The 11,321-nt window shown below is 40.0% G+C and carries 10 protein-coding genes; 7 read left to right on the forward strand and 3 right to left on the reverse strand.

Annotation, left to right across the window (positions count from 1 at the left end):
• The first annotated feature begins 233 nt into the window (after window positions 1-233).
• Together KO525_RS19390 and KO525_RS19395 are read left to right on the forward strand one after the other, a co-directional pair.
• On the forward strand, window positions 234-1,265 hold the full coding sequence (locus tag KO525_RS19390) for a LacI family DNA-binding transcriptional regulator (RefSeq protein ID WP_215965487.1): 1,032 nt from the start codon (window positions 234-236) through the stop codon (window positions 1,263-1,265).
• Window positions 1,266-1,319: 54 nt separating this feature from the next.
• Window positions 1,320-1,799: a glutathione peroxidase gene (locus KO525_RS19395; protein WP_215965488.1), complete on the forward strand. Its 480-nt coding sequence runs from the start codon at window positions 1,320-1,322 to the stop codon at window positions 1,797-1,799.
• 52 nt (window positions 1,800-1,851) lie between these two features.
• Here KO525_RS19395 and KO525_RS19400 read toward each other — a convergent pair whose 3' ends face one another.
• Both KO525_RS19400 and KO525_RS19405 read right to left on the reverse strand, forming a co-directional pair.
• Window positions 1,852-2,496, reverse strand: coding sequence for a DsbA family oxidoreductase (locus tag KO525_RS19400; protein ID WP_215965489.1), 645 nt, complete (start codon window positions 2,494-2,496; stop codon window positions 1,852-1,854).
• Window positions 2,497-2,633: 137 nt separating this feature from the next.
• On the reverse strand, window positions 2,634-3,632 hold the full coding sequence (locus KO525_RS19405) for an NADP-dependent oxidoreductase (protein ID WP_215965490.1): 999 nt from the start codon (window positions 3,630-3,632) through the stop codon (window positions 2,634-2,636).
• Between the two features lie 178 nt (window positions 3,633-3,810).
• On the opposite strand from KO525_RS19405, the gene KO525_RS19410 reads away from it, so the two are divergent.
• From KO525_RS19410 to KO525_RS19430, 5 genes are all read left to right on the forward strand, one after another.
• Window positions 3,811-4,716, forward strand: a complete 906-nt coding sequence (locus KO525_RS19410; protein WP_215965491.1) for a LysR family transcriptional regulator — start codon at window positions 3,811-3,813, stop codon at window positions 4,714-4,716.
• A gap of 179 nt (window positions 4,717-4,895) precedes the next feature.
• Complete coding sequence (locus tag KO525_RS19415) at window positions 4,896-5,453, forward strand: DJ-1/PfpI family protein (RefSeq protein WP_215965492.1); 558 nt, start codon at window positions 4,896-4,898, stop codon at window positions 5,451-5,453.
• A 24-nt stretch (window positions 5,454-5,477) separates the two neighbouring features.
• Window positions 5,478-5,876 (forward strand): ribbon-helix-helix domain-containing protein, encoded by a 399-nt coding sequence (locus KO525_RS19420; protein ID WP_215965493.1) that lies wholly within the window; start codon window positions 5,478-5,480, stop codon window positions 5,874-5,876.
• A gap of 120 nt (window positions 5,877-5,996) precedes the next feature.
• A complete protein-coding gene (gene dld / locus KO525_RS19425) occupies window positions 5,997-7,688 on the forward strand; it encodes a D-lactate dehydrogenase (RefSeq protein WP_215965494.1) in 1,692 nt (563 codons plus the stop codon).
• 108 nt (window positions 7,689-7,796) lie between these two features.
• Window positions 7,797-9,695 (forward strand): monovalent cation:proton antiporter-2 (CPA2) family protein, encoded by a 1,899-nt coding sequence (locus KO525_RS19430; protein WP_215965495.1) that lies wholly within the window; start codon window positions 7,797-7,799, stop codon window positions 9,693-9,695.
• 277 nt (window positions 9,696-9,972) lie between these two features.
• Here KO525_RS19430 and fic read toward each other — a convergent pair whose 3' ends face one another.
• Entirely contained in the window at window positions 9,973-11,085 is a 1,113-nt protein-coding gene (gene fic, locus KO525_RS19435; protein ID WP_215965496.1) for a protein adenylyltransferase Fic, read from the reverse strand.
• Window positions 11,086-11,321: the final 236 nt, after the last annotated feature.

The following is an 11,321-nucleotide window of genomic DNA, read 5'->3' on the forward strand; positions in this document are numbered from 1 at the left end:
GATCATCAAATTAGCTGTCATTGTTGCAACAAATTAACGAGTTTAAGTTAAGTTGTTGCATTTTTCTTAAGAGACTTTAGAATCCCATTGAAGTTATTATCCGCTTAGAAATCTATCTTTGAATACGTATGTATTGATTATTAAACACTTGAAAAATTAAAGAAAATAAATTTTACAGACGTAGAAACTAAGGTTAGTATGAGTCAAATACCGTAACCAAAGTGAAAACATTTGTGAAAGGTAAAGCCACATCATTTGACATCGCATATCGAGCTGGGGTTTCTCAATCCACAGTTTCAAGAGCACTTCGACATAGTCCGTTAGTGAGCGAAGCAACACGACAAAAAATCCAAGAAATAGCCAAAGAACTAAATTATACGGTTGATAAAAACGCCAGCAGTTTGCGTTCTCAAAGCAGTACAACCTTAGCACTTTTGTTATTTGAAGATCCTACGAGCGACGACTCGTTAATTAACCCATTTTTCCTATCTATGTTAGGCAGTATCACACGTGAGTGTGGAGTATTAGGTTATGATCTATTAGTGTCTTTTCAGGAGCTAAATGCTGATTGGCATTCGGTTTTCAAAGACAGTAATAAAGCTGATGGCCTTATATTACTTGGTTATGGTGATTATCTAGATTACGAGTCGAAATTAACAGAGTTGGTCGAACATGGAACTCCTTTTGTACGTTGGGGGGCCGAAACAGAAAGTATTGAAACCACCTCAATCGGCTGTGATAACCACCATGGCGGAAGACAGATCACGAATCATTTACTGCGTCTTGGCCGTAAACATTTTGGGTTTGTTGGAACGATTAATGAAAGTGCGCCTGAGTTTATGGCCAGATATCGCGGACATGTGGCGGCGTTAGAAAAAGTTGGTATTAAAGCCGATCCTGCGATGCAAGCTGACGCGGTGAATATGGCGGAAGACGGATATGAAGCGACGCTAAAACTACTTGATAAAAACAAAAAGCTTGATGCCTTGGTCGTAGCGAGTGATTTGTTGGCAACTGGCGCAATTAATGCCATCCATGAACGTGGATTAAAAGTACCAGAAGACATAGCAATTGTTGGTTTTGATGACATTCCAATGGCACGTTATACGTCGCCAGCCCTTACTACATGTCGTCAAAATACAACGGAAGCCGGTAAATTGTTGGTTGATAAACTTGTGGAAATGATCCACGGCAAACCAGTTTCAAATACCTTTATGAAAACGCAACTTGTGGTTCGTGAATCCTGTGGGTCAAATTCAGGTTAACAGAAATTATAACTTAAATGAGTTAATGACAATTTTAGTGTTAAAGGATAATAAATGAGCCACTTTTACGATTTTAAAGCGACGTCGTTGCAAGGCAAAGAGATTGAGCTAAGCGAATATAAAGGTAAAGTTGTTTTGATAGTGAATACCGCCAGCAAATGTGGTTTTACTTATCAATACGAAGGCTTGCAAACGTTGTTTGATAAATACCAAGATAAAGGTTTAGTGATCTTAGGATTTCCTTGTAACCAGTTTGGACAACAGGAAAAAGGCGACAGCACTGAGATCAGTGAATTTTGTCAGCTCAATTACGGCGTGTCGTTCCAAATGTTTGATAAAATTAACGTTAATGGCCCAGATTGTCATCCGCTTTATACGCATCTAAAATCGGCTAAACGCGGTATTTTAGGCACTAAAAAGATTAAGTGGAACTTCACTAAGTTTTTGGTTAATAAAGAAGGTGAGGTTGTTTCTCGTTTTGCAACTGCGACTAAGCCGGAAGCTATCGAGTCTGCAATTCAAAAATTGCTTTAAAGTTAAGTACTCTCTTAATGAGAGTACTTGTTAAATTGAATTACAGGCAGAACTATAATTCCTGTGCTATTTCTTGCAGTACCTTTTTGAATGACGCGGCAGGCTGGCCACCAGAAACTGAATATTTATTGTTAATAATAAATGTCGGAACCGAGTGAATGCCACGGTCTAAACTTAATTTCTGTTCAGCTCTAACCCTCTGTGAATACTGATCCGAGTCTAAAATGTTCTCCGCTGTAGCGACATCAAGATCCACCGATTTAACTATTTCTAACAACTTTTCTTTGATATTCAATGGCGTGTTGTTGGTGAAATGTGCACTAAATAACGCCAGCTGTAATTCATGTTGTTTACCCTGATCTTTAGCCCACGTAAGCAGACGATGTAAATCAAAGCTGTTGATCATGCGTAATTGGTCGGAGAAATTAAAATCAAATTCAACGTCTTTTCCACGCTGTGTGAGCATGTCTCTATTTTGATCACTTTGTTGCTTAGTTATGCCATATTTTTCCATGATATGCTGGGTTAAGTCTTGACCCTCAATTGGCATTTGTGGATTGAGTTCAAAGGGAAGCCAACTGATGTCGGCTTCTAAACTTGGCGCAAGCTGCTGAAGAGCGTTTTCTAATCCTTTATAACCAACGATACACCAAGGGCACATAACATCTGACACGATATCGATTTGTAACTTTTTCATGTTAAATCCAATAAAAATAATATTTGGGTTAAAGCCATAATTACAAAAATGACACTTTTGCTAAAAAAGTGCCATTTATTTTAATGTTTGTCTGTAACAACTTATGTAAAAACGTATGCCACGTTTGTTAGTTACACTTATAGCTTAACTAACAATTTGCCTTTGTTTTCGCCAGTGAAAAATAAGTTTAACCCGTCTATAGCAGACTCTAATCCTTCTAATACATGGGATCTATGTTTGATTTTCCCAGCCATAACATAAGGCGTTAACTTTTCGAGTAGGGTTGGGATTTCATGAAAATGATCAGGCATGGTAAAGCCTTGAATGGTTAGACGACGTTTAATTACATTCATCCAGCTTGGTCCAGGTGTTGGTACTTGTTTACTGTAGTCGGCAATTAGGCCACATACAACAACGCGGCCATGGGCGTTCATACGATCGACAATCATACTTTGAATAGGACCGCCTGTGTTTTCAAACAAGATATCGATACCATCAGGTGCATGTGAGGCAAGTTGATCATCTAAATTGTCGCTTTTGTAATTAATCGCCGCGTCAAAACCAAGTTCATTAACTATCCAGTCCGCTTTTTCATCACTGCCTACTACTCCAATCACGCGTAAACCTTCAGCTTTTGCCAGTTGGCCAACAATCGTTCCTACCGAACCGGCCGCGCCTGTAACCACAATTGTTTCACCTTTTTGCGGTTTACCAACATTAAATAACCCCTGGGTCGCCGTCAAACCAGGTAAAGCAAAAATCGATAATATGGCTTCGTCAGGCAGTGGCGCCGCAACTTTATTAAGTCCTTGGCCATTACTCAGAAAATACTCTTGCCAGCCCATCATGCCCATAACCCGTTCACCCACCTTAAAGTCTGGGTGATTACTTTCGACAATTTCACCAATACCTGAACTGCGCATTACATCACCTAATGCAACCGGTGGGATGTAGCTATTGGTGTCCGGGCTCATCCAGCCAAACATAGCGGGATCAAGAGACATATGATTTTGTTTAACTAAAAACTGACCTTCGCCAATTGTCGGCATTTGCTTTTTAACAGAAGCAAAAAGATCAGCGGCAATCGGGCCACCAGATGGGCGTTTTACTAAGTTGATAGCAGTATATGTTGTCATGTGTCTGTTTCCTGTCTTCAAATTTGTTTTAGTCATGTTTCATTGAGGTCATTATTCAATGATTTTGATGTAAGATATATGGTGTAATACGACAATATTTATTGTCTTTATAACAATAATAAAATGAGCAATATAAGACAGCAGTAGAAATAACTCACAAAAATCAGTTGGAACATGTATGGATAAGTTAAGAGCAATAAAATACTTTGTGAAAGTGGTAGAGAAGGGCAGCTTTAGTAAAGCGGCTGATTTGTTTTCGGTCCCGCCTTCGTCCTTATCTCGTCGAATTGCCGATTTGGAGCAAAGCCTAGGTGCAACACTTTTAAAACGGACAACACGAGCCGTAAGCTTAACTGAGATAGGACAAATATATTACAACCAGGTCTGTGAGGTTCTAGAACTACTAGCCCACAGCGACGAAACCGTTCGAAGTTATCAGGCTAATCCGATGGGCGTGCTTAATATCAGTTCAATGGTCGGGTTTGGTGAGCGAATATTATTACCACTGCTAGACGAGTTTAGTGAGTTGTATCCCGATATAACGTTAAATGTCAGCCTAAGTGATGACGTGTCTACGTTATCGAGGGAAGATGTCGATTTAGCCATTAGAGGCGGATACGCCCCCGATGAGCATGTGGTGGCGGTAAAACTGATGGCCAATGATTTTATTATCGTGGCTTCCCCCGACTACTTACGGCAGTTTGGTACACCAACGAACGCATTGGATTTGAAACAACATAAAGGCCTATTTTTCAAAAGCCCCACAGGTCCAATACCTTGGATTTGTGAAATAGAAAAACAGTGGCAGGACGTCTCAGCAGAACAAGTCCTTATTAGTAACAGTGGCAACTGGTTAGTGGAAAAAGCCTTGCAAGGCTGTGGAATTTTGATGTTACCTCGCTGGGTATTAAAGGGTTATATTGAATCCGGTCAGTTAACCGAATTGATAATTACCCCAACCGTAAAAGTGACTCAGCAAACTAACTTTGGCGTTTTTTTGCTGTATCAAAAACAACGACATCAAGTGCCTAAGATAAAAGCCGCTGTGGACTTTTTAGTCTCCAGAATTAAAGGTGTTTATTAACAGCCGTATTAAATTTAAGCCTAATGATTAAGGCGTGTTCTCGAAAAGTAGTATTCCCATATTACCCTGACAATTGCCTCATATGATTTACTGGATTTGCAAACACGGCATGAGCTAAACGATTTTCAGCAGGGTTGGCTAATGCCTTTTGATTCTAATAATAAAATGAGGATTTAAAAATGGCTAAAGTACTAATGATCACTGGTGACTTTGTTGAAGATTATGAAAACATGGTTCCTTTTCAAGCGCTATTAGCAATGGGGCATGATGTTGAAGCGGTGTGCCCTGGCAAAAAAGCAGGTGACACGATTGCAACGTCAATTCATGATTTTGAAGGTGATCAAACCTACACTGAAAAACGAGGTCACAATTTTGAGTTAAATGCGACATTTGCTGATGTTAATGTTGACGATTTCGATGCATTATATTTACCTGGGGGGCGTGCTCCTGAGTACCTACGCTTAAATCCAAAAGTTATTGAAATAATTCGTCATTTTGCAACGAGTGACAAACCCATTGCAGCAGTATGTCATGGTCCACAATTACTCAGCGCAGCAGGTGTTATTGAAGGCAAAAAGGTATCAGCTTACCCGGCGTGTCAACCAGAGATGACAATGGCAGGTGCAGAGTACATTGAATTATCAATGGACGGCGCAATTACCGACGGTAAGTTAGTCACAGGTCCAGCTTGGCCAGCTCATCCGGCCATGTTAAAACAGTTTGTGGCATTGTTATAATTTTGTAAGTGTTTAAGGGGACTTATGTGTCGACTTTTTATTAACGCCGATAGCCAGTTATGGACTTATCGGACCAAATCACTTCGCATCGATGGGGTTGTTACTTCAATTCGATTAGAGGAGTTTTTTTGGGATATATTAGAAGAGTTATCATTTCGCGATCAAATGTCAGTAAATCAAATGATAACAAAGTTGTACCTTGAGTCCCTTGATGCCGACCACGACATTAGCAACTTTACCTCTTTTTTAAGAGTATGTTGTACCCGCTATTTGTCGCTTATCGCAGACGGGGATTTGTCTAGAAAGGCTCAGCAGCCTTTAGCTGATATTAATTCTCAGGAAATTATGGAGCAAGAACGGCTTCGAAGTAATCAACGAAAGGTGATGTTTGGCTCACGTGAGCCTAAAACTTCCGTCAATTAAGTTCTTGTTACTTAGCTATATCTCTTTAGGTATAGTGATTTAGCTGCCGTTATTTCTATCATGTCTTTATTATTAACGGTAGCCCATTCTGTTAACATCAAAAAGTAGGTTTATTCAAAAATGCCACAGCAGTCTCTCATTGCCTGTTTCAAAAAAATTGTCGGGCCACGCAATGTACTTACCAGCGAACGTGCCACAGCACCATATAGAAAAGGTTTTCGTGAAGGGCAAGGTCCTGCTTTAGCTGTTGTGAAACCCACCACGCTTTGGCAGCAGTGGCAATTGCTGGAAGCCTGCGTTAACGCCAATGTCATTGTGGTGATGCAAGCGGCAAATACCGGATTGACTGGCGGGTCTACACCCACTCAAGGTTGTGATAGAAACACGGTTATTATTAACACCACACAAATAAACGATATCCACGTATTAGACAAAGAACAGCAGATCGTCGCTTTACCGGGGGCCAGTTTATTTTCGCTAGAAAAAGCCCTTGCGCCATATGGAAGAGTGCCACATTCGGTGATTGGGTCATCGTGTATTGGTGCATCAATTGTCGGTGGCATATGTAACAACTCTGGTGGCGCATTAGTCGAACGTGGCCCAGCTTATACCGAACTAGCGTTATACGCCCAAATAGACGAAGCAGGTTCATTGCGACTCGTTAACGAACTCGATATCGAGCTAGGCGAAACCGTTGAAGAAATACTGACTAATTTGCAAAACAAAACATATTCGCAAGATGACATTAAGACCACTGAAAAGTTAGCGTCCGATCGCGATTATGCCGACTGGGTTCGTAAAACAACCGATGATACTCCCGCTCGTTTTAATGCTGACCCTCGACGATTACATCAAGCAAGTGGTTGTGCCGGTAAACTTGCAGTGTTTGCCGTACGAGTTGATACGTTTTTGAAAAACGAGCAAGAGCACACGTTTTATGTGGGCACTAATTCGACTCAGGCACTGCAAAAAGTCAGAACCAGCCTATTAGAAAAAGCGACAAATCTTCCTGTTTACGCTGAATACCTCCATCGGGATATCTTTGAATTGGCCGATAATTATGGCCGAGATACTGTATTGCTAATTAAACATTTGGGAACCAATTGGCTACCTAAATTTTTTAATGTCAAACGACAGTTAGATGCACTTTGCCGTAGAATACCGTTTTTAAAGCAAGGTTTTATCGACAAAGTTGTCTATCGCATTGCCAAACTGTTCCCAAGCCAAACGCCAAAAACGCTTCATCAATGGAATGACAAATTTGAACATCAGCTGATATTAACGGTCAAAGGGGATGAAAAAGACGTAACTGAATTATTGTTAAATGAGATAAAAACAGAATACGATTTAGATTATTTTCTCTGCACTGAGGCCGATGCGAAGTCCGCTTATTTACTGCGTTTTGCCGCAGCGGGTGCAGCGGTTCAGTATGCAGCGATTAACCATAAAAAAGTTGAAGATATCGTCGCACTCGATATCGCGTTAAAGCGTAATGATACAGATTGGTTTGAGACTTTACCTGAGCACCTTAATAGCAAGTTAGTTAGTAAGTTATATTACGGCCACTTTTTGTGTCATGTATTTCACCAAGATTATTTGGTACGAAGCGGTGAAGACCCGAAGAAGATCAAACAAGCGTTACTCGCACTGCTCGAAATTCGAGGGGCTGAGTATCCTGCTGAACACAATGTCGGCCATCATTATCATGCAAAGCCTGCATTGGCTGACAATTACAGAATGCTCGATCCTACAAATACGTTAAACGCAGGGATTGGCGGCATGTCGAAAAATAGAAACTATCGCGAGTCATAGTCAAATATACAGGTTGTGTCAGCCCGTTCGTTTGCAAAGAGCAGTGACAATTGGTGTATAGTTATTACTAAGTATTAGCTAGCGTTATTTTTATTTTTGGAGAACTCGATGTTAGAGCTTGCTGTCGTCTATTTAGCGGCTGCTGTTATAGCGGTGCCTGTAGCAAAACGTTTAGGGTTAGGCTCGGTGTTAGGCTACTTATTAGCTGGGATTTTGATAGGCCCGTTTTTATTGGGTCTTGTTGGTGACCAAACCGATGTCATGCACTTTGCTGAATTTGGCGTTGTTATGATGTTGTTTTTAGTTGGTTTGGAGTTACAACCGTCGAGGTTGTGGAAACTGAGACATTCCATTATTGGGTTAGGGGGCCTGCAAGTTACGCTGACAAGTTTAGCTATTTTTGCGACCTGCTATTGGGTATTTTCGTTACAATGGCAGACCGCTCTGGCCATCGGCTTGATGTTAGCTTTGTCTTCTACCGCTATCGTTATACAAAGCTTGAATGAAAAAGGCTGGACCAATCAAGAAGCCGGTCAAAACGCGTTTTCTGTATTGTTATTTCAAGATATTGCGGTCATCCCAATCCTAGCGCTATTTCCATTGTTAGCCTTTAGCGATTCTATTGGCACAGTGTCTGATCACGGCAACTTAATTGCGCACTACCCAGTTTATCTGCAAGTGATGATCTCAGGTGCTGTTATCGCGAGTATTGTTTTTGCGGGGAAGTATGTATCGACGCCCTTATTTCGATATATAGCAGAAACACGACTACGAGAACTGTTTACCGTAATGGCGTTGTTTTTGGTCATTGCCATTGCGTATATAATGCAAAAAATTGGACTATCTCCCGCATTAGGCACATTTTTAGCGGGTGTCGTTTTAGCCGAAAGTGAATTTAGGCACGAACTGGAAGTGGATATCGAACCATTTAAGGGGCTGTTGCTAGGGTTGTTTTTTATCACCGTTGGCGCGTCAATTGACTTTCCATTGTTGTTTGAACAGTTCTCCACTGTAGCAATGCTGGTTCTTTCCCTCATAATTCTCAAAGCTACGGTGTTATTTTTCCTCTCCGTAATTTTTAAAATGCAAGGCAAACAAAAGCTGTTGTTTACCTTGGCCTTAGCTCAAGGTGGTGAATTTGCTTTTGTTCTGTTGTCATTAACCACGTCGTTACAAATATTGGATCCAGAACAAACTAAGTTAGCGACCTTAGTTGTCGCAATATCTATGTTAATGGCCCCATTGTTACTGATGATTTACGATAAGAAGCTGAACAACTCAAAAGCCTCCAAAGCTGAATATGATAAGCCTGAGCACATAGAGGCCACTAAAAGTGTCATTATTGCCGGATATGGTCGTTTTGGCCAAATCATTGGTCGTTTATTAACAGCACAGGGTTACCACTTATCTATCCTTGATCACAGCCCAAGCCAGATAGAGATGGTTCGCCGTTTTGTTAATAAAGTACATTACGGAGACGCAGCCCGAAAAGACCTGCTTGAGGCGTCTGGAGCGCTTGAAGCAAAGTTATTAGTGATAGCAATAGATGACGCAGATAAAATTTTAGAAATTGCCGCGATGGCCAAAAAACATTATCCAAACCTCGCGATTGTCGCGCGGGCTATTGACCGAGGGCATGCTTACGAATTAATGAAATTAGGGGTCACTTCGTTTCGACGAGAAACATTCGACTCTGCATTAAACCTAGGCGTCGAGGCGTTAACTTTGCTAGGTCACAGTAAGGAAATGTCTGAACGTGCAGGACGAATTTTTGCTGAACATGATAACGAATCAATGAAAATGTTAGTGGATGTTTGGGGGGACGATCATAGTTATGGAGTTGCCGTTAAACAGCGCATGGAAGTGCTAAAACAAGTACTGACAAATGACTTAAAAGAACAAAATAAAATTAACACCTGTCAACAAGCAGATCCTAATGACGATTGCGACGATGAGATAACGAGCAAAACAGTGAGTGACACAGGAAAAAATAGTGAAAGAATCTAACTTAACCTATGCTTAAGTTTTGCCATTTATAAGCTGTTGTTTTAATTTAGATATTAAATTAGCAATCTAGATATTTACTGGCGTAACTGGAAATTCAACAATAGTAATATGCTATTTTCAGTTAGCTGGTATACCTTAAAGTTTGCCGCTTGGTATGTGATTGACCGTTCATATGACTTAATCAAATGCGATTTTGCTTTTGGCTAACTCATTGGATTTTAAATAACTATATTCTAACTATTTAAGTTTTTTTCAGTAATCCGTCAATACTAAAAATTTATTCTAGGATGTATTCTTCGAACTGATTTGAATCAGTTGTCATCAATTTGATTAACTTTGGATGAACAAAGAGTTTCTCTTTTCCTGAGGCCACTTCTTGTAATACGCCAATATTGCATAACTGCCTTAAATAAACTGAGGCCGTTTGTCGTTTAGCGATATCATTATCAACTAAGCTCCCTATTCGGCAATAAGGCTGCTCAAAAATCACTTTTACGAGTTCATAGCTGTAAATTTTGGGTAATGATTGCTGAATATGATTAGTGGTATGCTCAATTAGTTTTCTTACCACGGCAATTTTTTGTGTAGTCCATCGTGCTGTCTCCTCAATTCCTTTCAACATGTAAAGTAACCAAGACTCCCAATCACCATCTTGAGTAACCTTTAGAAGTAAACGATAATAATCAGATTTATTACTTACGATATAGCGGCTTAAGTACAAAATCGGCAAAGTTAATAACTCTCTTTCGATTAAATAAAGAACATTTATAATCCTACCTGTTCTGCCATTACCATCTGTAAATGGATGAATTGCTTCAAATTGATAATGGCTGATAGCCATCTTAATAAGTGGGTCTAAATCATCATCCGTATGAAGGAATATCTCCCAGTTAGCTAGTAAATCTCTTAATGTATGCTCACCTACAGGTGGCGTATAAATAACTTTACCAGTGGTTTGGTTGCTTAACACTGTGCCTGGTATTCTTCGAATATTCATCGCAACAGATTTGATCGTGCTGCAAATCTCAACTGCTGTATTGGTGCAGAGCGGTTTATATTCTAGTTGTTTATACCCCTCATAAAGTGCAGTTCTATATCGTAAAGCCTCCTTGGTTGCATTATCTGCAGCGGTGTCTTCATAGGCAAACTGAAAAAGTTTATCTGTCGTTGTTACAATATTTTCGATTTCCGAACTGTCCTTAGCTTCAAGGAGGGGCAGTAAGTTAATAAGAAGCCCTTGATTTGGAAGTAACTCTCCAGCTTGTTTCAACTCTGCCAATGCAACTCTAGCGGGTATGCAAGCCTTCAAAACGTTTATACTCTCGATTGCGTCTTTGGATGGTGGCAGGAGAGGTATTGAATTAAATGGTTCTTCAGGGTTCCAGTTCATGTTTGAAATATCTCGTTTTTCGACATATCAAGTAGTATATGTCGATAGCGTCGACACGTAAACGCCTTGTGTTGATATAATGCATTTTTATCGACATGACATATTTACATGTCGATAGAATAAATATATTAAATTTGACAGATATAAAAAATAAACTTTACCATGTAACAATAAAACTCTATAAAATACAATGTGTTAGCCACTATTGATGTAACTAATTCATATGAACGGTAGGA

The organism is Psychrosphaera sp. B3R10 (assembly GCF_018861025.1).
Taxonomy (GTDB): domain Bacteria; phylum Pseudomonadota; class Gammaproteobacteria; order Enterobacterales; family Alteromonadaceae; genus Psychrosphaera; species Psychrosphaera algicola.

Excerpts from the sequence above, each read along its gene's own strand:
- KO525_RS19395 (WP_215965488.1), top strand. The coding sequence starts at position 1,320 with ATGAGCCACTTTTACGATTTTAAAGCGACGTCGTTGCAAGGCAAAGAG.
- KO525_RS19400 (WP_215965489.1), bottom strand. The coding sequence starts at position 2,496 with ATGAAAAAGTTACAAATCGATATCGTGTCAGATGTTATGTGCCCTTGG.
- KO525_RS19405 (WP_215965490.1), bottom strand. The coding sequence starts at position 3,632 with ATGACAACATATACTGCTATCAACTTAGTAAAACGCCCATCTGGTGGC.
- KO525_RS19410 (WP_215965491.1), top strand. The coding sequence starts at position 3,811 with ATGGATAAGTTAAGAGCAATAAAATACTTTGTGAAAGTGGTAGAGAAG.
- KO525_RS19415 (WP_215965492.1), top strand. The coding sequence starts at position 4,896 with ATGGCTAAAGTACTAATGATCACTGGTGACTTTGTTGAAGATTATGAA.
- KO525_RS19420 (WP_215965493.1), top strand. The coding sequence starts at position 5,478 with ATGTGTCGACTTTTTATTAACGCCGATAGCCAGTTATGGACTTATCGG.
- dld (WP_215965494.1), top strand. The coding sequence starts at position 5,997 with ATGCCACAGCAGTCTCTCATTGCCTGTTTCAAAAAAATTGTCGGGCCA.
- KO525_RS19430 (WP_215965495.1), top strand. The coding sequence starts at position 7,797 with ATGTTAGAGCTTGCTGTCGTCTATTTAGCGGCTGCTGTTATAGCGGTG.
- fic (WP_215965496.1), bottom strand. The coding sequence starts at position 11,085 with ATGAACTGGAACCCTGAAGAACCATTTAATTCAATACCTCTCCTGCCA.